This window comes from Streptomyces sp. NPDC026538, from assembly GCF_055567535.1.
The window spans coordinates 54389-79113 of record NZ_JBVHQG010000019.1 but is presented as its reverse complement, the minus strand read 5'-3'; the positions used below and the strand labels follow the sequence as shown (position 1 = coordinate 79113).

Sequence of the window (24725 nt, the reverse complement as noted above, 5' to 3'; positions counted from 1 at the left end):
GCAAGTACGGGAGTCCACCCCATGCCCTTCGCCGACTCCGACGGCACCTCCATCTACTACGAGCGCCACGGCAGCGGCCCGGCGATCCTCTTCGTGCACGGCAGCGGCGGTCACCACGCCGCCTGGTGGCAGCAAGTGGCCGCACTGCGGGAGGAGTTCACGGTCGTCACCGTGGACCTGCGCGGCTTCGGCAAGTCCGACTCCGCCATGGCCGAGTTCGACGGCCAGGACTTCCCCGCGGACGTGGTCGCCGTCCTCGACCAGGAGGACCTCACCGACGCCATGCTGGTCGGCCAGTCCATCGGGTCCGTCGCCGCGCTGCGGGCCGGCCTGCTGCGCCCCGAACGGGTCTCCTCGGTCGTCCTCGGCCACTCCCTCGGCGGCATCAGCCACCCCGAACTGAGGGAACTGGCCGCCGCCGACCGGGCCGAGGCCGTGAAGCTGCCGGTGATCGACCGGCTGCTCACCAAGTCGTTCCAGCGGGAGCGGGCCGATCTCACCTTCCTGTTCCAGCAGATGGGCACGTTCAACGTCGCCAGGATGCAGGACCTGCGCAACCTCGACACCGACGGCCCCTCCCTGGAGGAGATCCAGGACTCCGGCGTCAGGGTCGCCTTCCTCGCGGGCGAGAAGGACGCCGTCCTGAGCGTCAAGACCGTCACCCGCGCCCACGAGCTGCTGCCCGGCTCGCACCTGGAGATCGTCCCGGGCGCCCCGCACTCCATGTACTGGGAGACGCCCCAGCCGTACAACGCGGCCGTCGCCCGGCTCCGCCGCACCCTCACCGCACCGAAGGAAGCAGCATGAGCAGCCTCACCCTGGCCGCCGCCGAGGAGATCATCGGCGCCGCCCACCGGCGCGCCCGGGAGATCGGCAAGGCGGTGAGCGTCGCCGTCGTGGACGCCGGCGGCTTCCCGGTCGCCATCCGCCGCCCCGACGGAGCCCGCCCGCTCACCCCCGACATCGCCCGCGCCAAGGCCTACACCGCCGCCGTCATGCAGCGCCCCGGCCCCATGCTGAAGAAGTGGCAGGAGAGCCAGCCCGTCTTCTTCTCGCAGCTCTCCCAGCTCCCCGGCGCCGCCCTGCCGATCATGGCCGCCGAGGGCAGCGTCACCATCAAGAAGGACGGCGAGATCATCGGCGGGCTCGGCATCGCCGGCGGCACCGCGGACGAGGACCAGCGGATCGCCGAGGAGGTCCTGAAGGACCTCGGCTACGAGCTGGAGTTCGCCGCGTGGGGCGTCACCGGCGGAAAGGACTGACACCATGGCGGACACGTTCAACTACCGCATCGACCACCACGGCAGCCTGGTCCGGCCGGCAGGCCTGTCGACCGACGACCCGGAGGCCGTGGCCGCGGCGGTCCGGGAGGCGGTCGCCTACCAGCGCAGGCTGCGCTGCACCGTCGTCACCGACGGCGACTTCCCCCGCGAGGACTTCCGCAGCGCGGTCCTCGACGGCGTGTCGGGCCTGCGCCGCACCGGCGAGGCGGGGCCGGACGGCCTGGTTCGCTGGGTCGCCGAGTCGCTGCCCAAGGCCGACGGCCCGCTGCTCGCCGACTCCGCCGCCCGGCTCGCCGAGCTGACGGTGATCGCCCCGAAGGTCACACTGCCCTCCCCGGGGTATCTCGCGGCCACCACCTACCAGCCCGGGCTCGGCGTCTCCTCGGCGCGTGACCTGGGCGAGGCCTTCGCGGAGATCGTCCGGGCGGAGATCGGGCTGCTGGTGTCGCGGGGCGTCCGCCTGATCCAGCTCGACAACCCGCTCCTCCTCGACCGGTTGAGTACCGACCCGGGAGACCCCGGCGCGCTCTCCTTCGAGGACGCGCTCGCCGTCGACGCGCTCGCGGTACGTCTGGACGAGCGCCCCGAGGGCGTACGGATCGGCGTGGCGCCCGGCTGGGAGGCCCCGGCCGAGGTGGACCGGGCCCGCGCCGAGCGGCTGTACGCCGAAATCGGCGCCGACCGCTGGATCCTCCCCTTCGACCAGGGCACGCCGGCCGAGCTCGAACTGGTGAAGGCGCTGCCGGACGACCGCGACTTCTGCCTGGGCGTGGTCGACGCGACCGTACCGGAGCTGGAGGACGTCGACACCGTGATGTCCCTTATCGACGCGGTCGGCGAGGTCAAGGACCTGGAGGACGGGGCGGTTTCGCCGTCGCGCGGCTTCGCGAACGTGGCGTCGAGGCCACTGCTGACCGCGGAGGACCAGCGCCGCAAACTGGTACTGGTCGAGACCATCGCCCGGTACTGCTGGGGCAACGAGTTCTGAGCGCTCCGCTCCACTGGAAGTGCCACGATCTGCGGTGTGCGGTGTGCGGTGTGCGGTGTGCGGTGTGCGGTGTGCGGTGTGCCGTGTGCCGTGTGCCGTGTGCCGTGTGCCGTGTGCCGACTGCGGCGCCGTCGTGGCTGGTCGCGCAGTTCCCCGCGCCCCTAAAAGAAGTCGTGGCTGGTCGCGCAGTTCCCCGCGCCCCTGAAAGAAAGGGGCGCTGCACGAGCGCCCCTTCAGGGCGCGCGCCGCGTGGGCGCGAGCAACCACAGTCACCCGCGCCCTCTTCACCCACATCAGCCCGGCAGACGCTAAATCACCTCGGCAAAAGTCACGGTGCGCTCCACGAGCAACGGCCACACCACCCCCACAACGACCTCCTTGAAGTGCTCGGCCGCCTTGTGCGCCTCGAATCCCTCCCGGTCGGCATACCGCTCGTAGAGCAGGAACCCACCCGGCTCCCCCTCCACCACGTGCACCTCGTACATCAGGTTCGCGGGTTCCGTGCGGGTGGCCTCCCGTGCCATCAACAGCGCGGCCCGCACCGTCACCTCGTCGGCGGGTGCGCAGCGGTAACGGGCGACGACGGCGTATGCCATGCGGTTCCTCCAAGGATCGTGTCCGGTCCGCCGATTCCAGCATGGATCATGCGCCCGCCGACCCGCGCACGGCGCAACCAATGCCTGCCCCCGCGGGGCTGGTGGACCCCCTCCCACATGGTGTGTTGTCGCATCCGGCCCGCACCGGCGGAGCCGTGGCCGACGAAGGAAGTGATCTCCATGCGCACCCTGGAAACCCTCTCCGGCGGGGAGTGGACGAGGACCGGCGAATGGATCGACGTCCACGACCCCGCCGACGTCCGCACCCCGCTCGCCCGGGTCCCGGCCCTGTCCGCCAAGGACGTCACCCGCGCCTACGACCACGCCGAGCGCGGCTTCGCCGGCTGGAAGCGCACCAGCCCCTTCGAGCGGGCCCGGGTCTTCACCGAGGCCGCCCGGCTGATCCGGGAACGGGCCGGGGAGATCGCCGCCGACGTCACCGCCGAGAACGGCAAGACCCTGGCCGAGGCGACCGGCGAGACCCTCAAGGCCGCCGACTTCCTGGAGTACTACGCCGGTCTGGCCCGCCAGGGCTACGGCGCCCTCCTGCACGACGTACGCCCGGACCACCGTACCCACACCCAGCGCGAGCCCATCGGCGTGATCCTGGTGATCAGCCCCTGGAACGATCCGCTGATCACCCCGGCCCGCAAGCTCGCCCCGCTGCTCGCCGCCGGCAACGCGGCCGTGTTCAAGCCGGCCACCGAGACACCGTTGTCGGGCCTGCACTTCGCCCGCGCCCTGCACGACGCGGGCCTGCCCGCCGGAGTCCTCAACGTCGTCACCGGCCGCACCGCCGAGATCGAGGAGGCGCTCCTCGACGACCCCCGGATCGCCGGCATCACCTTCACCGGTTCCAACGCCGTGGGCAACCGCATCCGGCGCCGCCTGGCCGACCGCAACGTCCGCTTCCAGGGCGAACTCGGCGGCAAGAACGCCTCGGTGGTGCTGCGCGACGCCAATCTGCCGGCCGCCGCGAAGGCCGTCGTGGCCGCCTCCTTCGGCCAGGCAGGGCAGCGCTGCACCGCCACCAGCCGGGTGATCGTCGAGCGGCCGGTGCACGACGAGTTCGTCGCGCTGCTGGTCGCGCAGGTGGCGGCGCTGACGGTCGGCCCGGGCAGCGATCCGGCGACCACCCTGTGCCCGCTGTCGAGCCCGAAGCAGCGCGACAGCGTCCTCGCCGACCTGAGCCGGGCGGTCGAGCAGGGGGCGACCGTCCTCGCCGGGGGCGGGGCGGACACCGAACGGCCTCACGGCTGCTACGTACAGCCCACCGTCCTGACCGGCATCACCCCCGACATGGCCGTCTGGCGTGAGGAGGTCTTCGGGCCGGTCCTCGCCGTCCGCGCGGTCGACGACTTCGACGCGGCCGTCGCGGCGGTCAACGACTCCGCCTTCGGCCTCGCCGCCGCCGTGTTCACCCGCGACCTCGCCTCGGCGTACCGCTTCGCCGACGAGGCCGAGTGCGGACAGGTCGCCGTCAACACGACCACCACCGGCTGGGACGTCCACCTGCCGTTCGGCGGATTCCACGACTCCGGCACGGGCTACAAGGAGCAGGGGGAGGAAGTCCTGAGGTTCTCCACCCGCGTCAAGACGGTGGCCGTCCACTTCGGCGCGTGAGCACCGTAGGAGAGACGTGACCACCGCACGAGAGAGAGGAGGACGCCGATGGCTGACGAGACGATCGGCGTGGTCGGCGCCGGCATCGTGGGCCTCGCCACGGCCCGTGAGATCGCGCTGAGCCGCCCCGGGACCCGGGTCGTGGTGTTCGAGAAGGAGCAGGAGGTCTCCCGGCACCAGACCGGCCACAACTCCGGTGTGGTGCATGCGGGGATCTACTACACACCGGGCAGCCTCAAGGCCGACCTGTGTGTGCGGGGCGTGGCGCTGCTGCGCGCGTACTGCCAGGACCGGCGACTGCCGTACCAGGAGATCGGCAAGCTGGTGGTGGCCGTCCGCGAGGACGAGCTGGGCCGGATGGAGAACCTCTACCAGCGGGCCAGGAACAACCACGTGCCGGAGCTGCGGAAGATCTCCCGCGAGGAGATCAAGGAGCTGGAGCCGCACGCCGGCGGTATCGCGGCCCTGCACTCGCCGCGTACCGCGATCACCGACTACCCGGCCGTCGCCCGGGCGTTCGCCGGGGACATCACCGACTCCGGCGGCGAGATACGGCTGGGCTTCCCGGTCACCTCCATCGCCACCGTGCCCGGCGGCATCGAGGTCGCCTCCGGGCAGGACCGCGTGCGCGTGGACCGGCTGATCCTCTGCGCCGGCCTCCAGTCCGACTCCGTCGCCCGGCTCGCGCAGGACGGACAGGAGCCCCGGATCATCCCGTTCCGCGGCGAGTACATGCTGCTGAGACCGGACCGGACGGATCTGGTGCGCGGCCTCATCTACCCGGTGCCCGACCCCCGTTACCCCTTCCTCGGCGTGCACTTCACCCCGCGTGTCGACGGTTCCGTGGAGGTCGGCCCCAACGCCGTCCTCGCCCTCGCCAGGGAGGGTTACCGGCGCAGCAGGGTCTCGCCCCGGGACCTGCTCGGGCTCGCCGCCTACCCGGGCGCCTGGAGGATGGCCGCCCGGCACTGGCGTACCGGCGTCAAGGAGTACCGCGGCTCCTTCTCCGCCGCCGCCTTCATGAAGGACGCCAGGCTGTACGTCCCGGGTGTCGGCGTCCGGGACGTGGTGCGCGGCGGGGCGGGCGTGCGTGCCCAGGCCCTGGACCGTGACGGCACGCTCGTCGACGACTTCCGCATCCATCGGGTCGGCCGGATCACGGCCGTACGCAACGCCCCCTCGCCGGCCGCCACGGCCTCCATGGCGATCGCCGAACACATCACCGCCGCCGTCTTCGGCGACTCCTGAACGAGCTGTTCGCGGCGCCCGGACAGGCGCCGCGAACAGCGCACTTCCGCGCAACAACAGCTTGCGCTCCGGGCTCTCCGCAAGAGCTCACCAGCCGCCTAGCGTTCCTTCCACAGCACCCCGAGCCCCCTCCTAGAGGAAAGAGTTCGCGCCATGTTCGTCGTCGACACGCAGATCCACATCTGGAAGGAAGAGACCCCGGACCGCCCCTGGGTGCCCGGTGCCCGCGAGCGGATCCGGCTCAACGGCCACCGCGAGGACCCCTTCTCCTACGAGGAGGCCCTGGAGCTCATGGACGAGGCCGGTGTGAACCGGGCACTGATCCTGCCGCCGTCCTGGGAGGGCGACCGCATCGACTACGCCCTGGAGGCCTGCGAGGCGCACCCGGACCGGTTCGGCATCATGGCCCGCATCCCGCAGAACAAGCCCGAAGAGGGCAAGGCGATGCTCACGGACTTCGCCCAGAACCCGCATGTGAAGGGCACCCGGCTGACCTTCCACCGGCCGCAGGACCGCAACTGGATGATCGACGGCACCAACGACTGGTACTGGCCGGTCGCCGAGGAACTGCGCATCCCGACCATGGTGCACGCCCCGATCTGGAAGCGGGAGCTGGGCGAGATCGCCGCCAAGCACCCCGAGCTGAAGATCATCGTCGACCACATGGGCATCATGGCCCGCTGTGTCGACGACGCGATCGGCTACTGGGTCCAGGAGACCGCCGACCTGCACGTCCACCCGAACATCTACGTCAAGGTGTCCGCGCTGCCGGGCTACTCCACCCAGCCCTTCCCGAACAACAACATCCAGAAGTACGTGCGCGAGATGGTCGACAGGATGGGCCCGCAGCGCTGCTTCTACGGCACCGACATCACCCGGCTGCTCGGCCACGGCATCACCTACACCGACACGATCGAGCAGTTCACCAAGCACTGGGACTTCACGCCCGAGGAGCTTGAATGGATCCTGGGCCGCGGTATCTCCGAGGTCCTGAACTGGCCGATCGAGGGCTGAGGGACACCGGCGATGACCAACACTCCAGGAACCGACGGTGGTGACGCCCTCGTCGCCGCCTTCAACGCCGTCGGCGCCGACTACCTCTTCTGTTCCTCGGGGTCCGAGTGGGCCCCGGTGTGGGAGGCGCTGGCCCGCCGTCACCGCGACGGCGAACCCGCACCGGAGTACCTCGACCTCACGCACGAGACCGTGGCCGCCGGCATGGCCACCGGCTACGGACTGGTCAGGCGCCGTCCGCAGGGCGTGCTGCTGCATGCGGCGCCGGGTCTGCTCCAGGGCTCGATGGCCGTGCACGGGGCGTTGCTGGCCGGCGTGCCGATGGTCGTCGCCTCCTCGGAGTCGACGACGTACGGCGACGCTCCCGGGCACGACCCGGGCGGCCAGTGGTACCGCAACCTCTCGATCGTGGGCGGCCCGCAAGGCATCGCCCAGCCGTTCACCAAATGGTCGACCGAGGCCGCCAGTGTGCACACCCTGCCGACCATGATCACCCGGGCGGCGGAGCTGGCCTGGCGGGCACCGGCCGGACCGGCGTACCTGAACATCCCGCTGGAGATCCTCCTTGAGGAGTGGGACGGCCGCGAGGCCAAGCCCGTCGTCGCGCCGGGCTCCACGCACAGCTCGCCCGAAGAGGCCGACTCCGTGGCCCGGTTGATCCGCGAGGCGGCCAACCCGGTGATCGTCACGGAGACGGCGGGGCGCGAGACGGGCGGCTTCGAGGCGCTGGTCGCCTTCGCGGAGGCCTGGAACATCCCGGTCGTCGAGCCGGACTCGGCGGTGTGCGGCAACTTCCCGCGCACCCACCCGCTGCACGCCGGCAGTGACATCGGGCCGTGGATGGACGAGGCCGACCTCATCCTCCTGGTCAACTGCCGGGCCCCCTTCTACCCGCCCTCCAGGCGCCCCGGCAAGGCGAAGGTCGTCGTCATCGACGAGGTCCCGCAGCGCCCGCACGTCGTCTACCAGGTGCTGTTCGCCGACACGTACCTGGAAGGCAGCGTCACCAACACGCTGCGCCAGCTCACCAAGCGGGCGAAGGATCTCGACGAGCGCGCGGTCGAGGTCCGCCGGGCGGCGCAGGCGGAGCGGCACGACGCCGAGCGGTCGGCGATCGCGGCGGCGGAGACCAGGGCCGAGGAGGCCACCGGCGTCGACCCGGTGCTGGTCGCCGCCACCCTGCGCAGGTTGCTGCACGGGCAGGACGCGATCGTCGTGGACGAGACGATCACCCACAGCCGGGTGGTCAGGCGCCATCTCCAAGTCGCCGGCCCCGATTCCTACTTCTACGTCCAGGGCGGACTCGGCCAGGGCATCGCCGTCGCCCTCGGCGTCAAACTCGCCGCGAGGGAAAGGCCGGTGGTGCTCACCATCGGCGACGGCGCCTTCACCTACAACCCGGTGATCCCGTCGTACGACGCCTCGAACGCGTACGAACTGCCGTTGCTGATCGTCGTGTTCAACAACCGCGTGTACAAGTCGATGAACCTCAACCACCGCCGCTTCTACCCCGACGGCGCGGCCGCCGACACCGGCGAGTGGCTTGGCACCGACCTGCACCGGCTGCCCCGGCTCGCCGCGTTCGCCGAGCCGTTCGGCATGCACACCGAGACCGTGGACACGACGGAGACGCTCGCGCCGGCGCTGGAGCGCGCGCTGAAGGCTGTGGCCGAGGGGACGACCGCCGTGGTCGACGTCCTCGTCACCCGCTGAGCGCTGCGCCGTAGACGCCGTTCCCCATCCGCCCGCCGTCCGTGGCCGGTCGCGCCCGCGCGGCGGCAGCCGCGGATCGACGCAGTCCCGCGCCCCCGACGGGGCCCTGTAGCCCAGGAGGCTTTCGCCGTCATGCCCGACACACCCCCCAAGATCCTGGTGCCCGCCGAGGACCTGCGCACCTTCTCCGCCGCCCTGCTGGAGAAGGGCGGTCTGAGTGCCGAGCACGCCCGTACCACCGCTGACGTGTTCGTCTGGGCCGCGCAGCGCGGCGTCGACTCGCACGGCACCGCGCGCGTCCCCGCCTACCTGGACCTGCTCGCCAAGGGCGTCGCCAACGCCGGCCCACGGCTCACCGTCGAGTCCACGGCACCGGCCGCCGCCGTCCTCGACGCCGACCGTGCCCCCGGTCCGGTGGCCCTGACCGCCGCCGCCGACGAGGCGGTACGGCGAGCCCGCGAGACCGGCATCGCCTCGGTGGGCGTCCGCCGCACGGTGCACACCGGCGCCATCGGCTACTACGTCTCCCGGATCGCCGATGAGGGCCTGGTCGGGCTGGGATTCGTGGCCGGCATGCCCAACATGGGCTACACCGGCGTCAGGGGGGCGGCCGTCGCCACCAGCCCCCTCGCCATCGCCGTGCCGGCCCGCGACCACGCCCCACTGCTGCTCGACATGGCCACCGCCACCATCGCCCTCGGCAGGATCCGTCAGGCGAAGGCGAGCGGTACCCCGCTGCCCGAAGGCGCGGCCGCGACGGCGGACGGCACCCCGACGACCGACCCGGAAGAGGCGGTCATGCCGCTGCCGCTGGGCGGCGCGAAGGGCTCCGGGATGTCCCTGGCCTTCGAACTCCTGACCAGCGTCCTGGTCGGAGCCCCGATCTTCGCGTCCTTCCACGCGGGCGACCGCAAGCACCGCCAGAACGCCCTGCTCATAGCCCTGGACCCGGCCGCCTTCGGTGACCCGGAGGCCTTCGTGGCGGCGGTCGACGCCACCCTGGGCACGCTGAAGAACCTGCCGGTCGCGGACGGCGCCGACGGGGTGTTCTACCCGGGGGAGCGCAGCGCGGCGGTGGCCGGGCAGCGGGCGGAGAAGGGGATCCCGGTGGCGCCGAAGGTATGGCGGGAGCTGACGGAACACGCCGAGCGGCTGGGTGTGGCACTGCCGGTGTGAGGGTGGGCCGGGCCCGCGGCAGGCATCCTGGAGATGATCGCGTGGGCCCGGACCGGACCCGCCGCGCAGTCCTGTGTGTCCTGCACGCGATAACTTACTTGAGTTACGCAACGACATGGTAAACTGGCCGGTATGTCCAGAGAACCCCTGCCGGCCGTCCCCGCCGCCACCCCGGAGGTCGTCGAGATCGAGCGTGCGCTGACACGCATCACGTATCTGAGCACCCGGGCCCGGCAGCACGAGCGGCTGATGGCCCTCGCCGGCGTCCCGCTGGACCGCGCCGCGGTGGCTCTGCTGCGCCAGGTCGCCGATTCCGAGCCGCTGCGCCCGGGGGAGCTCGCCCAACGGCTCGGTGTCGAGGCGTCCCATGTGACGCGCACGGTCCAGCAGCTCCAGAGGTCGGGCTATGTCACCCGGGTCCCCGATCCCGACGACCGCCGCGCCCAGCGGATCGAGCTCACCGACGCCGGACGGGAGGCCGTCCACCGGGTCCGGGACGCCGGGGCGCGCGGGATGCAGCTGGCCCTGGGCGAGTGGAAGCCGGAGGAGCTGCGCCAGCTGGCCACGCTGTTCCACCGTATGGTCGACGACTTCCTGGACTACGCGGTCGAGGACGAGTCCGGCCCGGAGCCCGGCGAGACGGTGTCCTCCGGACGCGCCGTGTGAAGGAGCGGCACGCACGCACCGCCCCGGCGGGGATCGGAGTCGGTACCGCCCGGTAATATGCGCGCCAGATCTTCAGAGGAGGCGGCGTGGCCCGGTCCCAACGTTCACCCCTGCTGCTGGCGGGGCTGCTGGCCACCGGTGGAGTCGCGCACTTCGCGGCGCCGAAGTCGTTCGACGCCACGATCCCGAAAGTACTGCCGGGCTCGCCCCGGGCCTGGACGTACGGCAGCGGGGTCGTGGAGCTGGCGCTGGCGGCCGGGATCGCCCTGCCGCGCACCCGCAAGGTGGCGGCCCGGGCGGCCGCCGCCTTCTTCGTCGGCGTGTTCCCGGCCAACGTACAGATGGCCGTCGACTGGCAGCAGCGGCCCCAGCCGCTCAGGACCGCGGCCCTCGCCCGCCTGCCGCTCCAGATCCCCCTGGTGCTGTGGGCGCGCGGTGTCGCCCACAACGTCGCCCACAACGAGGAGGGCCGATAAATGGCGGGAACCGTCGAGGTCGGAAGCAAGATCGAGGACTTCGCGCTGCCGGACGAGACCGGCACGACACGCACGCTCACGGAACTGCTGGCCGACGGGCCGGTCGTGCTCTTCTTCTACCCGGCCGCCCTGTCGCCCGGCTGCACCACCGAGGCCTGTCACTTCCGGGACCTGGCGGCCGAGTTCGCCGCCGCCGGCGCCCGGCCGGTCGGCATCAGCGGGGACAGCGTTGAGCGCCAGCAGGAGTTCTCCGGGAAGCACACGCTCGGCATGCCGCTGCTCTCCGACAGCGACGGCACGATCCGCGAGCGGTTCGGCGTCAAGCGCGGATTCGCGCTCGCCCCCACCAAGCGGGCCACCTTCGTCATCGCCCAGGACCGCACCGTCCTGGAGGTCGTCCGCAGCGAACTGCGCATGAACACGCACGCCGACCGGGCGCTCGCCGCACTGCGCGGTCAGCAGGGCTGAGACAGGCCCTCCCCGCGCTTGATGCGGTCGGGCATAGGTCCCATCCTGGGGCGTATGGAGCGTGTCGCGGCCGCGGCGATCATCGATCCCCTGGGCAGGGTGACGGGGTGGAGCGAAGGCGCGCGGGCACTCACCGGACGACCGGCGGAGCAGGTCGTGGGCCGGCCCGCCGCCGACCTGCTCGCGGAGGCGGTCCCCGCGGCGGCGCTCGCCGCCCGCTCCGGGACCGTCGCCCTGCGCCACGCCGACGGACGCCGGATGGAGATCGCCCTGACCGCCTGCCCGGTCCTCGGTCCCGACGGCGAAACCACCGGATACGTCCTCACCGCCGACCCGCCCCGGAAGGCCGAGCCCACCCTGGCCGAACGGGCCTTCCAGCAGGCCTCCATGGCCATGTCGGTCTTCGACGTCCGCCAGCGCTACCTCCGCGTCAACGACGAGGTCTGCCGGCTCAAGGGCGTCCCCGAGGCGGCCCTGCGCGGCCGCTTCTTTCTGGACACCGTCGAGGAGGCTCCGCACCACGGGGGCTTCCTGAGCCGCCTGCGCCAGGTCGTCGAGACCGGCCGGCCCACCCGCTACGAGAGCTTCACCGGCGCCCCGGGCCTGAACCGGGAGCACGCCTGGAACATCGAGATGTGGCCCGTGCACGCCCCCGACGGCGAGCTGACCGCCGTCGCCCTCGCCGCCTTCGACAGCACCGAGCAGTACCTGGCCCGCCTGCGGCTGGCCCTGCTCAACGAGGCGGCCACCTCCATCGGCACCACCCTGGACGTGGTGCGCACCGCCGAGGAGGTCGTCGAACTAATCGTCCCGCGCTACGCCGACTTCGCCAGCGTCGACCTGCTCGACTGGGTGCTCACCGCCGAGGAACTTCCCACCGTCCCGGAGGGGGACATCGAACTGCGGCGCGTCGCCCACGGCTCGGTGACCGAGGGCACTCCCGAGGCGGCCGTACGGCTGGGTGAGACGGAGGTGTATCTGGCGTCGTCCCCGCCGGCGCGGGCACTGCGGGAGGGGCGCGCGGTGGTCAGCCAGGCCGGCGAGCCGGAGTTCCGCGGCTGGGTCGCGGAGCGAAACGCCCGCGCGCCCGAGGGCCGCAAGTACCGACAGGGCGTCCACTCCATGGTGGCCGTACCCCTGCGGGCCCGGGGCGTCCTGCTCGGCGTGGTCGTCGGCGTGCGCATGCGCCACCCCGACGACTACGCCGTCGACGACACCGTGTTCGCCGAGGAGATCGGCAGCCGCGCCGCCGTCTGCATCGACAACGCCCGCCGCTTCGCCCGCGAGCGTTCCACCGCCCTCGCCCTCCAGCACAGCCTGCTGCCCAGCGGCCTGCCCGGTCAGGCAGCCGTCGAGGTGGCCCACCGCTATCTGCCCTGCGGGTCGCTGGCCGGCATCGGCGGCGACTGGTTCGACGTGATCCCGCTCTCCGGCAGCCGGGTCGGCCTGGTCGTCGGCGACGTCGTCGGCCACGGCATCCGCTCCTCCGCCACCATGGGCCGGCTGCGCACGGCCGTACGCACCCTCGCGGACGTCGACCTGCCCCCCGACGAACTCCTCACCCACCTCGACGACCTGGTCAGCCACCTGGCCGCGGACGGCAGCGGCGAGGAGGTCGCCGAACTGGGCGCCACCTGCCTGTACGCCGTCTACGACCCGGTCTCGCGCCGTCTCACCCTCGCCGCCGCCGGCCATCCGGCCCCCGCCCTGGTGCTGCCCGGCGGCGAGGCCGAACTGGTCCCGATGACCGCGGGACCGCCGCTCGGGGTCGGCGGTCTGCCCTTCGAGGCGGTGGAGCTCGACCTGCCCGAGGGTGCCGTCGTCGCCCTCTACACGGACGGCCTCATCGAGGACCGGGACCGGGACGTGGACCGCGCCACCGAGGAGATGTGCCGGGCGCTGAGCGCGCCCGCCGACTCGCTGGAGGCCCTCAGCGACAACGCGCTCAAGGCCGTCCTGCCGGAACAGCCCTCCGACGACGTCGCCCTGCTGCTGGTCCGCACCCGTGCGCTCGGCGCCGACCGGGTCGCCACCTGGGACGTCCCGCCCGACCCCGCCGAGGTCGCGCACTTCCGGCAGGCGGCCACCGAACGCCTGGCCGCCTGGGGCCTGGACGAGGCCGCCTTCGTCACCGAACTGGTCGTCAGCGAACTCGTCACCAACGCCATCCGCTACGGCGAACCGCCCATCCAGCTGCGCCTGATCCGCGACCGCGCGCTCATCTGCGAGGTGTCCGACGGCAGTTCGACCTCACCGCATCTGCGTCGCGCGCACGCCTACGACGAGGGCGGCCGTGGCCTGCTCCTGGTCGCTCAGCTCACCCAGCGCTGGGGCAGCCGCCAGACCTGCACCGGCAAGACCATCTGGGCCGAACAGCCGCTGCCCGAAGGGTCGTTGCCGGTCATCGACGCCTGAAGCGGCAGCCGGGCTACTCGAAGTCGCAGCCCGGGTTCGGCACCGACTCGGAGTACGGCGAGCCGTGCGGGAGGATGTACAGCACGTCCAGGACGAGGTCGGTGTCGCCCAGGTTCGCGCCCAGATGCACATCGCCCGCCCCGCCCGGCTCGTAGACTGTGCCGCCCTGCCGGTAGACGCCGTCCGCCGCGCAGTCCGAGTGGAAGTGGCTGAGGGTGCCCTTCTGGACGTATCCGTAGACCGGGCCGTCGTGGAAGTGCCAGCCGGTGCTCTGCCCGGGCGGGACGGTGATCTCGCGCAGCACGTAGTCCGTGCCGCCGATCGTGGTCTGGCTGATCACCCGCCCGGTCACACCCGGCCCGGCGGGGGTGGCGTAGGCGGTGCCGCAGGTCAGCAGAGTGCCGGCGGCGACCGCCCCGGCCAGCGCGGTACGGAGCGCGGTGCGCATACGGAGGGCCTCCTGAGCCGAAGGTCGAGTACCTCCGTGAACTTAGGCCCCCACGGGGTCGCCCGGGGCGGGAACGCCGCAATCCCGGTGCACCGGGCCCGCGCCCTCCGGCCTGTCGAACCAGGTGCCCCGGTAGGCGAAGCCGGGGACCGGGTACGGCCTGTCACCCCGCGCTCGCGTCCGCCGCGACCTGGGCGAGGGTGCGGCCGGAGGTCACCGAGCGGGCCCGCCGGGGATCTGGCGTGCCGTGACCGCCCGACCGTGCGGCCCCCTTCTTCACCAGCAGCCAGGCGTCCTCGCCGTCGCCGCCCCGGAACCGGGTCAGCGCGTACTCGCCGTGCAGCTTGGAGCCGTGCAGCCGGAACGTGGCGTGCCCGCGCTCCAGCGACTGTGCGAAGCCGACCGGCCGGCCCTGGCGGTCGTGGCTGAGCGGCTCGTACCAGCCGTGGTCCCAGACGATCACGGTGCCGCCGCCGTACTCGCCCTTCGGGATCACGCCCTCGAAGTCCTGGTACTCCAGCGGATGGTCCTCGGTGGGCACGGCCAGCCGCTTGTCCCCGGGGTCGGCCGACGGGCCCTTCGGCACCGACCAGGACTTCAGGACCTCGTCGACCTGCAGACGGAAGTCGAAGTGCATCCGGCGCGCGTCATGGATCTGCACCACGAACCGGGGCCGCCCGCCGTCCGGCGCGGCCTGCCCCGACGGCTCCCGGGTCCGTCCGAAGTCACGCTTGTCACGGTACGTGCGCAGCCGCTCGTCGGTACCCACCGCGGCTCCCTTCGTCGGAGGTACGCCCCGAGTACCCGCGCGGCTAGAACTCCTCGTGGCTGTCCGGGTCGCCGCCGAGGCGCTGGTGGGGCCGTTCGGAGACCGCCGCCAGCTGCGCGGCACCGAGCCGGAAGCCGAAGACGTCCAGGTTGGCCCGCTGCCGCTCCGCGTCCGCCGACTTCGGGATGGCCACGGCACCGAGCTGGACGTGCCAGCGCAGGATCACCTGCGCGGGCGTCACCCCGAGTGTCTCCGCCACGCCGACGACGGCCGGGTCCCGGAGCAGCCGGCCGTCCTGGCCGAGCGGGCTCCAGCTCTCCGTGACGATGCCCTTCTCCGCGTGGAAGACGCGCAGCTCGTCCTGCGGAAACAGCGGATGCAGTTCCACCTGGTTGACCGACGGCAGCACCCCGGTCTCCTTCTCCAGCCGTGTGAGGTGCTCCTCGGTGAAGTTGGAGACGCCGATCGAGCGGACGAGACCCTCCTCGCGCAGCTTGATCATCGCCTTCCAGGAGTCGACGTACTTGCCGACCCGGGGGTTGGGCCAGTGGATCAGATACAGGTCCACGTACTCCACGCCCAGCCGCTGCCGCGACTCCTCGAAGGAGGCGAGGGTCTCCTCGTACCCGTGGTGGCGGCCCGGCAGCTTCGTCGTCACGGCCACCTCCTCGCGGGGGACGCCGCTGCTCGCGACACCGCGGCCGACGCCGGTCTCGTTGCCGTAGTTCACGGCCGTGTCGACGAGCCGGTAACCCGCCTGGAGCGCATGGCGAACGGCCTGCTCGGCCTGCGTGTCGTCCATCGGCCAGGTGCCCAGGCCGACGGCGGGGATCGCCGTACCGTCGTTGAGTGGGTACGCCGGAATGCTGATCACGATGGGGCCTTCCGTCGACGTTGTCCTCCCTCCACCCTCACCGATGGGGGGAGTGGTGATCAAGCGGGGGCGACGCGTTCCGTGACGTCTGTCGCCGGTCGCGCCGGGCTGTCACGATCTTCGGGGAAAGCGGTACCGGCGAGCATCGGAGTACGCATGACGACGGACAGGGGTACGGCGGAGCAGGCGGAGCGCGTCGCGGGGGCCGAGGTGAAACCCGTCGCCGGGCACATCGGGGCCGAGATCACCGGCGTCGACCTCGGCGCAGACCTCGACGACGCCGTGGTCACGCTGATCCGGGAGGCGGTGCTGCGCTGGAAGGTCGTCTTCTTCCGGGGGCAGCGGCTGGACCACGCCGGGCATGTCGCCTTCGCCCGGCGGTTCGGCGAGCCGGTCGTGCTCGGGCGACGGGGCAGCGCCTCGCCCGCCGGCTTCCCCGAGGTGGAGACCACCGCCGACCGGCTGGAGCTGGGCGGACGGTTCGGCATGGAGCACGAGGAGTGGCTCCAGCGGCGCCGGCACACCCTGCTGCGCGGCTGGCACTGCGACCACGGCGCCCGCATCGACCCGCCCGCCGCGACCGTCCTGCGCGCCGAGACCGTCCCGCCGTACGGCGGCGACACCACCTGGGCCAATCTGGCCGCCGCCTACGCCGGGCTCTCCGCACCCGTGCGCGCCTTCGTCGACGGACTGCGTGCCGAGCACCGCCTGGGTGTCGGCTACCAGTCCCGGCCCGGCGACGACTCCTACCTCCGCCATCTCCTCGACCATCAGGTCGCCTCGGTGCACCCGCTGGTGCGCGTCCACCCGGAGACCGGCGAGCGGGTCCTGTACGTCAACGGCTACTACGTCGAGCAGATCACCGACGTCTCCCGGCCGGAGAGTGCCGCGCTCCTGGAGATGCTGCTCGAACAGGCGGTACGGCCCGAGTACACGGTCCGCTTCCGCTGGGAGCCCGGCAGCGTGGCCTTCTGGGACAACCGGGCCACCACCCATCTCGCGCCCGGCGACAACGCCCACCTCGGCTTCCCCCGGGTCATGCACCGGGTGATGCTGCACGGTGAGGTGCCGGTCGGCGTGGACGGCCAGCCGTCGCAGCCGGTCACCGGCACGGAGGCGGGCCGCTGGTGACTCAGGCGGCCGCGGGCCGCCAGCCGAGCGCCGGGCCCAGGTGGGTCGCCATGTCGGTGAGGATCTGCACGTAGTCCTCGTGCTCGAACGCGAACGGCAGGGCGAACGCCACCTCGTCGACCTCGCGGAACGCGGCGTGCGCGTGCAGCTGTTCGGCGATCTCGGCCGAGGTGCCCACCAGGTCGGGCGCGAACAGCAGCCGCGCCGGACCCTGCGGGGCCGTGGTGCGGGGCAGCCGCTTGGCCGCGTACGCCTCGTACTTGGCGCGCTGCTCGGGCGTGGCGGAGTCCGTGGGGATGACGACCAGGCCCTGCGAGACCCGGGCCGCGTCACCGTCCGGGTGGTGGGCCCGGAACTCACGGATGTGCGAGAGCTGGATCTCCGCGAAGTCGTGCGCGTCCCCCGGTTCCCCGGCCCGTACGACACTGCTGGTCAGGAAGTTCATGCCGTGCTCGCCCGCCCAGCTCGCCGAGCTCAGGCTGCCGCCGCCGTACCAGAGCCGCCGTCCCAGGCCGGGGGAGTGCGGCTGGACGACGTCCGAGAACACCTCGAAGCCCTCGACCCCGCTGAAGTCGGTGGCCGGCTTGCCCCGCACGAAGTCCAGCAGCCGCCGCACCCGCTCGTAGCTGAAGTCCTCGGCGTCCGCCGTGTCCGGATAGAGGGCTTCTCTGACCTGCTCGTAGTGCATGGGCGGCCCGACGCTCACGCCGGGGTTGAGACGGCCGCCGGACAGGATGTCGACGGTCGCCAGGTCCTCGGCGAGCCGCAGTGGGTTCTCCCAGCCCAGCGGGATCACGGCGGTGCCCAGTTCGATACGGCCGGTGCGCTGCGAGGCCGCCGCGAGGACGGCCACCGGGGACGATATGCCGTACTGGAGGTGGCGATGGCGCACCCACGCGCTGTCGAAGCCGAGCCGCTCGCCCAGCTCGATGATCTCCAGCGTGGACTCGTGCCCCTTGCCCGGATCGGCCCCGTCGAACAGGCCGATGGTGAGGAAGCCCAGTCTGCGCAGCGGGCGGGGGGTGGACGGCACGGGTCCTCCAGCGGTCGTACGTCAGTTCTGCCCCGATTGTGACACCCGAACATTGCGGGAGTGTGATCAGCTACGGATCAGGTCAGGGGGATGGTGATCTCGTCCTCGACCGGTGGATCCACCTCCTGCACACGGTTCCCGGTCGCCGCGAAGCAGCGCAGCCGTACCGCCTCCGGGCTCACGTCGAGGCGCAGGAAGCACTTGAAGAAGGGCGGGCTGTAGGTGGCCGAGCCCGGGGAGAACAGCTGGGTGTAGATCTTCTTCACCGGCAGCCGGAAGCGGGAGGTGCGGTCCGGGCGGCCGCCCGCGCCGAGCAGGCTCGCCACCAGCCGGGCGCGGCGGGTGACCCGGGTGTCCGGGCCGGGCGTGCGGCTGGGCTTGATGCCGAGGCGTTCGGAGATCACGGCCGTCGCCTCCGCCGCGGTGAGCGTGAAGAACCGGGGCATGCGCAGCCGGCGGCCGTACAGCCGGCTGTAGAAGGCCAGGGAGTCGCCGCGCAGCGGGTAGCAGCGGAAGTCGTCCTCGGTGACGTTCGCCACGGAGACCCGGGGGATGGTGTGGGTGGCGTGCATGAAGGCACCGCCGCCGCCCGCGACCACGTACTGGATGGTGCGGCCGGCCACGTCGACCGGGTAGCGCTGGTAGTTGTGGATGTCGCCGCCGATCGCCGCCACATAGTGGTGCGCCGGGTCGCGGACGATGTCGTCGACCGTGCCGCCGCCGTCGATCGGGCAGGGATGGTGCTCGCCGTCCACGTACAGCGGGGAGCCGGTGACCAGGATCTTCGGGCGCGGCCCCCGGGACACCTCGCGCAGCCAGGCGCCCTGTTCGGCGTCGATCGTGCCGAGCAGACCGGTGTCGATGCCGACGATCCGGACCGGGCCGGCGTCGATGGCCCAGTAGGGGCCGGGCTGTACGGCATGCTGCTCCGGATTCGGCCGCAACTTGCGCGCCTCCGCGAGGAGTTGCTCGTCCGCCGGGCTCGGCCGGTGCCACAGCAGGGCACGCCACCATGCGCGGGAGAGGGGGCGCGGCTTCGGCTCGGGCGGGAGTGGCGGGGCGTCCTCGCAGAAGACGCGCATGAACGCGCCGAGGTCCTCGTACCAGTCGTGGTTGCCGGGTATCGCGTAGATCGGCGCGGGATAGTCCTGGTACGGGCGGAAGAACTTGGTGCCGTAGTCGTCGGTGGCGCCGACCGGATAGATCACGTCGCTCGCGATCACCGCGAAGTCGGTGTCCTGACTCGCCTTCAGGAAGCCGGGCACGACCGCGTACTGGGAGTCGTCGCCCTCGCCGGTGTCGCCGATCACCATGAACGAGAACCGGTCCGCCTCGGTACGCCGGATCACCTTGTCGGCCGCCGCCCCGGCGGCCGCCCGCTGCGCCACCCAGCGGCCGCGGGTACGGCCGGTCGGGTCGCCGAACCAGGACGCCAGCACGCCGTTGCGGGCGGCCCACATGGTCCGTGGGTTGAACCAGAACAGCTTTTCGACACGGCTCGGCATCAGCCGGCGATAGGCACCGCGCTCGGCCTCGCCCCAGCCGGCGCCTTCTGCGGATTCGCGTGAGGAGTCAGACACGCGGGCACCGTAGCAATGATCAACGAGCGGGTGCGGCGAGGGGGTTGGCGTGCTGCGGGGCGGTCACCATTCGTACGGGTTCGAGGGGGCGCCGTAGGGGTCGTCGGGGCGGGTGGGGGTGCCGTGCCGGCCGGGGCCGCCGGGTGCCGGGCGGTCCGGGGTGCCGTACCGGTCCGGCGTGCCGAACCGGTCCGGGGCGGGCGGTGCGGTGCGTGCGGCCGGGCCCGCCGCCGAGCCCGGCTGGGCCGCGCCGCCCGGTGCCGGGCGCGTCGCACGGCCGTGCCGGCTGCCGGGGGTGCGCCCGCCGCGCGGGCCCGGCGGGCGTGAGCGGGCCGCCCGGGGCGGGTTCGCCGGCCTGTACTTCCCGGCTCCCGGCTGCCGGTCCCAGTCGTCCTCGCCCAGCATCAGCAGCGGGTCGAACATCACCACCACCCCGGCCAGCAGCAGGAAGACGGCCGGGCCCAGCAGCATGGGCAGCAGCAGCGAGGTGGGTGACGCGCTCGACCAGGAGGTGGCGGACGCCGGGTGCACGTCGACGCTCACCGCCGTCATGGCGGTGAAGTGCATGCCGAACACCGCCAGGCCCATCACCAGGCTGGCGCCCAGGCTCGCCAGGAAGCCCCGGACCGACACGGCGGCCCACAGAGCGGCCGTCGCCGCCGCGATCGCGATCAGCACGGAGAGGGCGACCGTGACCCGGTCATAGTGAATCGTTCCGTCAAGGCGCAGCGCGGCCATGCCCAGGTAGTGCATGGCGGCCACGCCGAGACCGGTGATGACGCCCGCCGTCGAGAGCGTCCCGGCGGTCGCGCCCCGGTAGCCGACCGCGAAGACGCCGATGCCGACCACCAGGATCGCCACCGCGAGACTGAGCAGGGTCAGGCCCACGTCGTAGCGGATCGTGGTCTCCTGGACATGGAAGCCGATCATCGCGATGAAGTGCATGGTCCAGATGCCGCAGCCGATCGAGGTCGCGCCGAGCGCGAGCCAACCGGGCTTCCACGACTGCCCGCTGTGGTGGAGCGAGCGGACGATGCAGCGCAGCCCCAGGGCTCCGCCCAGACAGGCCATCAGATAGGCCGCGACCGGAGTGACCGCGCCGTAGTGGAACCCGCTTGTCGTGCCGTGCATAAATGCAACTCCCCCCAGAGTCACGACTGTTGGGGGGACGGTACTACGCGCCGGGGGCGTGCGCCCCGGCGTTCACCGGGACTTCGGCTGCCTCTCGAGCGCCACGGCTCGGCACGCCTTCTCCACCGGCCGTTCTCGGTCCGGGCGCAGCGCCGGCTCAGGGGGTGACGATCTTGAGCGCACTCATCCAGCCGTGCCCCTCGGGGCGGGTCTGCAGCGCCATGTGCAGCAACTGGATGCCTTCCAGCTCGCGGGCGTGCCGCAGCCCGCCGACGACCACCGGGTTGAGTCCGCCGGAGGAGACCAGCTCGGCCACCTGGTCGCGGGCCGCCGCGTCGTCGCCCGCGATGAACACGTCCAGCGGCAGCCCGCCGACCTCGCCCGCGACCAGCGCGCCCGCGAACGTGGTGTTGAAGGCCTTCACCACCCGGGTGCCCGGCGCCGCGGCCTCCGCGATCTGCTGGGCGCCGGAGCTGTTCGGGGGCACGGTGAGCGAGTCGAAGGTGGCGAAGTCCACCGGGTTGGAGATGTCGACGACCGTCTTCCCGGCGAGATGGTCTCCGTACTCGGCCACCACCTGCCTGGCCGCGTCGAACGGCACGGCCAGCACCACCACGTCGGCCGACCCGACCGCGTCCGGAACGGCGGGTGCCACATCGGCGCCGGGCATCCGCTCGCCCAGGGCGTCCGCGAGGTTGGCGGCCTTCGCCGGATCGGTGCCGACCAGCCGGACCATGTGCCCGCCCGCCAGGGCCCGGGTGGCGATCCCGCCCGCCATGTTGCCTGTGCCGACGATGAAGACCCGCATGGGGAGCCCTTTCCGTGGGGTGGGAGGTGAATCAGGATAAACGGGATGAATCGGCAAACCGGTCGCGACTCGGGCCGGGTGCGGAGTGTTTCGCCGTCACACGGTGGAGCGCGCTCCGTACGCGCGGGGTGCGGAGAAGGGACACCGGACCACTGGGTAGCCTGGCCGGCCATGGGGGACTGGGAGCTGCGGCCGGCGTCGCCGGCGGACGTCGAGGCGGTGGCCGAACTGCGTGCCGTCGTGCTGCGGGCCGACCTGGAGCGGCTCGGGCGCTACGACCCGTGGCGCGTCCGGCAGCGGCTGCGGGACGGGTTCGACGCGGCCCATACCTGGGCGATCGAGGTGGGCGGCGCCTTCGTCGGCTGTGTCGCGCTGCGGCCGGCCGACGGCGCCCACTGGCTGGAACACTTCTATCTGACCCCCGACTTCCAGGGTGCCGGCATCGGTTCGGGCGTGCTGCGCGAGCTGCTGGCGCGGTGCGACCGTGACGGCGTCCGCGTCCGGTTGAACGTCCTGCGCGGCAGTGCGGCCCGACGGCTCTACGAGCGGCACGGATTCACCGTCGAGACCGAGGATCCGGTGGACGTCTTCATGGTGCGCTCACCGTCGTCGTGAGCCCTGCTCCGCCTCAACCGCCCCAGGTGGCATAGGGAAAACCCTCGATTGACCTCGACTTGAATGACATGCGCGGGTCAAGGCTGGAATCCTCGCTCAACACGCGCTTTCTCCATGGCGTGTCCACGGATCGCCGACCCCGCATCCCGGTCCCCGATCCCGGCCCCGCACAGCTCAGCTCGTCCCGGACAGCACACCCCCGTCTGCCCGGTCTGTCACCGGCCGCGACCCGGCGGCCGCAGCAGGAGGAGTACGAGTGAGACGCCTTCCCCACAGACGCGCCACGGTCGGAGCCGCCCTGGTCTCCACCGTGGCGTTGTTCGCCGTCGGCATCCAGTCGGTCCCGGCGAACGCCAAGCCCGCCACCCCCCACCCCAGCCCCCTTCGCACCGGCGGCCTGGAGGCCGAGCTCAGCCCCGCCCAGCACACCGCGCTGATCAGGAGCGCCCGGCAGCAGACCGCCGCGACCGCCCGCACCATCGGCCTCGGCGCCAAGGAGAAACTGGTCGTCAAGGACGTCGTCAAGGACAACGACGGCACCGTGCACACCCGTTACGAGCGCACCTACGCCGGCCTGCCGGTCCTCGGCGGGGACCTGGTCGTGCACACCCCGCCCGCTTCGCTGGCGGCCGGCACGGTCAGCACCACCTTCAACAACAAGCGCACCATCAAGGTCGCCTCCACGACGGCGGCCTTCACCAAGTCGGCCGCCCAGGCCAAGGCGCTCAAGACCGCCAAGGCCCTCGACGCCGAGAAGCCCGCCGCCGACAGCGCCCGCAAGGTGATCTGGGCCGGCAACGGCACCCCGAAGCTCGCGTGGGAGACCGTGGTCGGCGGCTTCCAGGACGACGGCACCCCCAGCCAGCTGCACGTCGTCACGGACGCCACGACCGGCGCGGAGCTGTACCGCTACCAGGCGGTCAAGTCCGGTACCGGCAACACCCAGTACAGCGGCACGGTGACGCTGAACACGACCCTGTCGGGTTCGACGTACCAGCTGTACGACACCACGCGCGGCGGCCACAAGACGTACAGCCTCAACAACGGCACGTCGGGCACCGGCACCCTGATGACCGACGCCGACGACGTCTGGGGCACCGGAGCCGGCTCCAACACCCAGACCGCCGGCGCCGACGCAGCCTACGGCGCCCAGGAGACCTGGGACTTCTACAAGAACACCTTCGGGCGCAGCGGCATCAAGAACGACGGCGTCGCCGCGTACTCCCGGGTCCACTACAGCAGCGGCTACGTCAACGCCTTCTGGGACGACTCCTGCTTCTGCATGACCTACGGCGACGGCTCGGGCAACACCCACGCCCTCACCTCGCTGGACGTGGCCGGCCACGAGATGAGCCACGGCGTCACCTCCAACACCGCCGGTCTCAACTACACCGGTGAGTCCGGCGGGTTGAACGAGGCGACCTCCGACATCTTCGGCACCGGCGTGGAGTTCTACGCCAACAACTCCTCCGACGTCGGCGACTACCTCATCGGCGAGAAGATCGACATCAACGGGGACGGCACCCCGTTGCGCTACATGGACAAGCCGAGCAAGGACGGCGGCTCCGCGGACAGCTGGTACTCCGGCGTCGGCAACCTCGACGTGCACTACTCCTCCGGCCCCGCGAACCACATGTTCTATCTGCTCTCCGAGGGCAGCGGCACCAAGACCATCAACGGCGTCACCTACAACAGCACGACCTCCGACGGCGTCGCCGTCGCCGGCATCGGCCGGGCCGCGGCCCTGCAGATCTGGTACAAGGCGCTGACGACGTACATGACGTCCAGCACCAACTACGCGGCCGCCCGGACCGCCGCGCTCAACGCCGCGACGGCTCTGTACGGCGCGAGCTCCGCCCAGTACGCGGGTGTGGCCAACGCCTTCGCGGGCATCAACGTCGGCAGCCACGTCACCCCGCCGACCTCGGGGGTGACGGTCACCAACCCGGGCAGCCAGTCCTCGACCGTGGGCACCGCGGTCAGTCTGCAGGTCTCGGCCAGCAGCACCAACAGCGGTTCGCTGACCTACGCGGCCAGCGGACTGCCGACCGGCCTGTCGATCAACAGCTCCACCGGTGTCATCTCCGGCACCCCGACGACGGCGGGCACCTACAGCACGACCGTCACGGTGACCGACTCCACGGGCGCCACCGGCACCGCTTCCTTCACCTGGACGGTCAGTTCCAGCGGGGGCGGCGGCGGTTGCACCGCCACGCAGCTCCTCGGCAACGCGGGCTTCGAGTCCGGCAACACCACCTGGACCGCCACCAGCGGGGTCATCACCAACGACACCGGCGAGGCGGCCCACGCGGGCTCGTACAAGGCGTGGCTGGACGGCTACGGCTCGACCCACACCGACACGCTCTCCCAGTCGGTGACGATCCCGAGCGGCTGCACCAACACCACGTTCACGTTCTACCTGCACATCGACACCGCCGAGACCACCAGCAGCACTGCCTACGACAAGCTGACGGTCACCGCCGGTTCGACCACCCTGGCCACGTACTCCAACCTCAACAAGGCCACCGGGTACGTGCAGAAGTCCTTCAGCCTCGGATCCTTCGCGGGCAGCACCGTGGCCCTGAAGTTCACCGGTGTCGAGGACTCCTCGCTCCAGACCAGCTTCGTCGTCGACGACACCGCCGTGACGACCGGCTGACGTACGCAAAG

23 protein-coding genes are annotated in these 24725 nt (G+C 71.9%); 15 read left to right on the top strand and 8 right to left on the bottom strand.

Annotation, left to right across the window (positions count from 1 at the left end):
* The first annotated feature begins 21 nt into the window (after positions 1–21).
* The 3 genes from ACZ4N4_RS44380 to ACZ4N4_RS44370 are packed head-to-tail and all read left to right on the top strand — an operon-like array spanning position 22 to position 2271.
* On the top strand, positions 22–807 hold the full coding sequence (locus ACZ4N4_RS44380) for an alpha/beta fold hydrolase (protein ID WP_467600026.1): 786 nt from the start codon (positions 22–24) through the stop codon (positions 805–807).
* A complete protein-coding gene (locus tag ACZ4N4_RS44375; protein ID WP_467600023.1) occupies positions 804–1262 on the top strand; it encodes a GlcG/HbpS family heme-binding protein in 459 nt (152 codons plus the stop codon). The genes ACZ4N4_RS44380 and ACZ4N4_RS44375 overlap by 4 nt, the downstream gene beginning before the upstream one ends.
* Before the next feature lie 4 nt (positions 1263–1266).
* The gene (locus tag ACZ4N4_RS44370; RefSeq protein WP_467600020.1) at positions 1267–2271 is read left to right on the top strand and encodes a uroporphyrinogen decarboxylase/cobalamine-independent methonine synthase family protein; all 1005 of its coding nucleotides are present in this window, start codon (positions 1267–1269) and stop codon (positions 2269–2271) included.
* A 308-nt stretch (positions 2272–2579) separates the two neighbouring features.
* On the opposite strand, the gene ACZ4N4_RS44365 is transcribed toward ACZ4N4_RS44370, so the two are convergent.
* Complete coding sequence (locus tag ACZ4N4_RS44365) at positions 2580–2867, bottom strand: putative quinol monooxygenase (protein ID WP_467600017.1); 288 nt, start codon at positions 2865–2867, stop codon at positions 2580–2582.
* A gap of 180 nt (positions 2868–3047) precedes the next feature.
* Here ACZ4N4_RS44365 and ACZ4N4_RS44360 point away from each other — a divergent pair, with 180 nt between their 5' ends.
* The 9 genes from ACZ4N4_RS44360 to ACZ4N4_RS44320 all read left to right on the top strand — a co-directional run bounded on the left by ACZ4N4_RS44360 (position 3048) and on the right by ACZ4N4_RS44320 (position 13666).
* Positions 3048–4490 (top strand): aldehyde dehydrogenase family protein, encoded by a 1443-nt coding sequence (locus ACZ4N4_RS44360; protein WP_467600014.1) that lies wholly within the window; start codon positions 3048–3050, stop codon positions 4488–4490.
* Positions 4491–4538: 48 nt separating this feature from the next.
* A complete protein-coding gene (lhgO, locus tag ACZ4N4_RS44355) occupies positions 4539–5738 on the top strand; it encodes an L-2-hydroxyglutarate oxidase (RefSeq protein ID WP_467600011.1) in 1200 nt (399 codons plus the stop codon).
* Between the two features lie 153 nt (positions 5739–5891).
* Positions 5892–6752 (top strand): amidohydrolase family protein, encoded by an 861-nt coding sequence (locus ACZ4N4_RS44350; protein WP_467600008.1) that lies wholly within the window; start codon positions 5892–5894, stop codon positions 6750–6752.
* A gap of 12 nt (positions 6753–6764) precedes the next feature.
* On the top strand, positions 6765–8465 hold the full coding sequence (locus tag ACZ4N4_RS44345; protein ID WP_467600005.1) for a thiamine pyrophosphate-dependent enzyme: 1701 nt from the start codon (positions 6765–6767) through the stop codon (positions 8463–8465).
* 132 nt (positions 8466–8597) lie between these two features.
* Positions 8598–9641, top strand: coding sequence for an Ldh family oxidoreductase (locus tag ACZ4N4_RS44340; protein WP_467600002.1), 1044 nt, complete (start codon positions 8598–8600; stop codon positions 9639–9641).
* Between the two features lie 132 nt (positions 9642–9773).
* Positions 9774–10307: a MarR family winged helix-turn-helix transcriptional regulator gene (locus ACZ4N4_RS44335; RefSeq protein ID WP_467599999.1), complete on the top strand. Its 534-nt coding sequence runs from the start codon at positions 9774–9776 to the stop codon at positions 10305–10307.
* Positions 10308–10393: 86 nt separating this feature from the next.
* On the top strand, positions 10394–10783 hold the full coding sequence (locus ACZ4N4_RS44330) for a DoxX family protein (protein ID WP_467599996.1): 390 nt from the start codon (positions 10394–10396) through the stop codon (positions 10781–10783).
* Entirely contained in the window at positions 10784–11251 is a 468-nt protein-coding gene (locus ACZ4N4_RS44325; protein ID WP_453385372.1) for a peroxiredoxin, read from the top strand.
* A gap of 54 nt (positions 11252–11305) precedes the next feature.
* Positions 11306–13666 (top strand): ATP-binding SpoIIE family protein phosphatase, encoded by a 2361-nt coding sequence (locus tag ACZ4N4_RS44320; RefSeq protein ID WP_467599992.1) that lies wholly within the window; start codon positions 11306–11308, stop codon positions 13664–13666.
* Between the two features lie 13 nt (positions 13667–13679).
* On the opposite strand, the gene ACZ4N4_RS44315 is transcribed toward ACZ4N4_RS44320, so the two are convergent.
* The 3 genes from ACZ4N4_RS44315 to ACZ4N4_RS44305 form a co-directional block, all read right to left on the bottom strand.
* A complete protein-coding gene (locus ACZ4N4_RS44315) occupies positions 13680–14114 on the bottom strand; it encodes a cupin domain-containing protein (RefSeq protein WP_450768323.1) in 435 nt (144 codons plus the stop codon).
* A 163-nt stretch (positions 14115–14277) separates the two neighbouring features.
* The gene (locus ACZ4N4_RS44310; protein ID WP_467599989.1) at positions 14278–14883 is read right to left on the bottom strand and encodes a DNA polymerase ligase N-terminal domain-containing protein; all 606 of its coding nucleotides are present in this window, start codon (positions 14881–14883) and stop codon (positions 14278–14280) included.
* A gap of 43 nt (positions 14884–14926) precedes the next feature.
* Positions 14927–15757 carry an aldo/keto reductase gene (locus ACZ4N4_RS44305; RefSeq protein WP_467599986.1) on the bottom strand — a complete coding sequence of 277 codons (831 nt, stop codon included), beginning with the start codon at positions 15755–15757 and terminating at the stop codon, positions 14927–14929.
* Between the two features lie 156 nt (positions 15758–15913).
* Here ACZ4N4_RS44305 and ACZ4N4_RS44300 point away from each other — a divergent pair, with 156 nt between their 5' ends.
* Positions 15914–16888 (top strand): TauD/TfdA dioxygenase family protein, encoded by a 975-nt coding sequence (locus ACZ4N4_RS44300; RefSeq protein ID WP_467599983.1) that lies wholly within the window; start codon positions 15914–15916, stop codon positions 16886–16888.
* Between the two features lies 1 nt (position 16889).
* Here ACZ4N4_RS44300 and ACZ4N4_RS44295 read toward each other — a convergent pair whose 3' ends face one another.
* From ACZ4N4_RS44295 to ACZ4N4_RS44280, 4 genes are all read right to left on the bottom strand, one after another.
* Positions 16890–17921, bottom strand: a complete 1032-nt coding sequence (locus ACZ4N4_RS44295; protein ID WP_467599980.1) for an LLM class flavin-dependent oxidoreductase — start codon at positions 17919–17921, stop codon at positions 16890–16892.
* Between the two features lie 77 nt (positions 17922–17998).
* On the bottom strand, positions 17999–19501 hold the full coding sequence (locus ACZ4N4_RS44290) for a metallophosphoesterase family protein (RefSeq protein WP_467599978.1): 1503 nt from the start codon (positions 19499–19501) through the stop codon (positions 17999–18001).
* A 63-nt stretch (positions 19502–19564) separates the two neighbouring features.
* Positions 19565–20632 (bottom strand): MHYT domain-containing protein, encoded by a 1068-nt coding sequence (locus ACZ4N4_RS44285; RefSeq protein WP_467599975.1) that lies wholly within the window; start codon positions 20630–20632, stop codon positions 19565–19567.
* Between the two features lie 157 nt (positions 20633–20789).
* Entirely contained in the window at positions 20790–21440 is a 651-nt protein-coding gene (locus ACZ4N4_RS44280) for an NADPH-dependent F420 reductase (protein WP_453578661.1), read from the bottom strand.
* Between the two features lie 171 nt (positions 21441–21611).
* Here ACZ4N4_RS44280 and ACZ4N4_RS44275 point away from each other — a divergent pair, with 171 nt between their 5' ends.
* Together ACZ4N4_RS44275 and ACZ4N4_RS44270 are read left to right on the top strand one after the other, a co-directional pair.
* Entirely contained in the window at positions 21612–22055 is a 444-nt protein-coding gene (locus tag ACZ4N4_RS44275; protein ID WP_467599971.1) for a GNAT family N-acetyltransferase, read from the top strand.
* A 256-nt stretch (positions 22056–22311) separates the two neighbouring features.
* Entirely contained in the window at positions 22312–24714 is a 2403-nt protein-coding gene (locus tag ACZ4N4_RS44270) for a M4 family metallopeptidase (protein WP_467599968.1), read from the top strand.
* Positions 24715–24725: the final 11 nt, after the last annotated feature.

What these genes read in the sequence shown, in the direction of transcription:
- ACZ4N4_RS44380 (WP_467600026.1), top strand. Translation starts at nt 22, where the DNA reads ATGCCCTTCGCCGACTCCGACGGCACCTCCATCTACTACGAGCGCCAC.
- ACZ4N4_RS44375 (WP_467600023.1), top strand. Translation starts at nt 804, where the DNA reads ATGAGCAGCCTCACCCTGGCCGCCGCCGAGGAGATCATCGGCGCCGCC.
- ACZ4N4_RS44370 (WP_467600020.1), top strand. Translation starts at nt 1,267, where the DNA reads ATGGCGGACACGTTCAACTACCGCATCGACCACCACGGCAGCCTGGTC.
- ACZ4N4_RS44365 (WP_467600017.1), bottom strand. Translation starts at nt 2,867, where the DNA reads ATGGCATACGCCGTCGTCGCCCGTTACCGCTGCGCACCCGCCGACGAG.
- ACZ4N4_RS44360 (WP_467600014.1), top strand. Translation starts at nt 3,048, where the DNA reads ATGCGCACCCTGGAAACCCTCTCCGGCGGGGAGTGGACGAGGACCGGC.
- lhgO (WP_467600011.1), top strand. Translation starts at nt 4,539, where the DNA reads ATGGCTGACGAGACGATCGGCGTGGTCGGCGCCGGCATCGTGGGCCTC.
- ACZ4N4_RS44350 (WP_467600008.1), top strand. Translation starts at nt 5,892, where the DNA reads ATGTTCGTCGTCGACACGCAGATCCACATCTGGAAGGAAGAGACCCCG.
- ACZ4N4_RS44345 (WP_467600005.1), top strand. Translation starts at nt 6,765, where the DNA reads ATGACCAACACTCCAGGAACCGACGGTGGTGACGCCCTCGTCGCCGCC.
- ACZ4N4_RS44340 (WP_467600002.1), top strand. Translation starts at nt 8,598, where the DNA reads ATGCCCGACACACCCCCCAAGATCCTGGTGCCCGCCGAGGACCTGCGC.
- ACZ4N4_RS44335 (WP_467599999.1), top strand. Translation starts at nt 9,774, where the DNA reads ATGTCCAGAGAACCCCTGCCGGCCGTCCCCGCCGCCACCCCGGAGGTC.
- ACZ4N4_RS44325 (WP_453385372.1), top strand. Translation starts at nt 10,784, where the DNA reads ATGGCGGGAACCGTCGAGGTCGGAAGCAAGATCGAGGACTTCGCGCTG.
- ACZ4N4_RS44320 (WP_467599992.1), top strand. Translation starts at nt 11,306, where the DNA reads ATGGAGCGTGTCGCGGCCGCGGCGATCATCGATCCCCTGGGCAGGGTG.
- ACZ4N4_RS44315 (WP_450768323.1), bottom strand. Translation starts at nt 14,114, where the DNA reads ATGCGCACCGCGCTCCGTACCGCGCTGGCCGGGGCGGTCGCCGCCGGC.
- ACZ4N4_RS44300 (WP_467599983.1), top strand. Translation starts at nt 15,914, where the DNA reads ATGACGACGGACAGGGGTACGGCGGAGCAGGCGGAGCGCGTCGCGGGG.
- ACZ4N4_RS44285 (WP_467599975.1), bottom strand. Translation starts at nt 20,632, where the DNA reads ATGCACGGCACGACAAGCGGGTTCCACTACGGCGCGGTCACTCCGGTC.
- ACZ4N4_RS44280 (WP_453578661.1), bottom strand. Translation starts at nt 21,440, where the DNA reads ATGCGGGTCTTCATCGTCGGCACAGGCAACATGGCGGGCGGGATCGCC.
- ACZ4N4_RS44275 (WP_467599971.1), top strand. Translation starts at nt 21,612, where the DNA reads ATGGGGGACTGGGAGCTGCGGCCGGCGTCGCCGGCGGACGTCGAGGCG.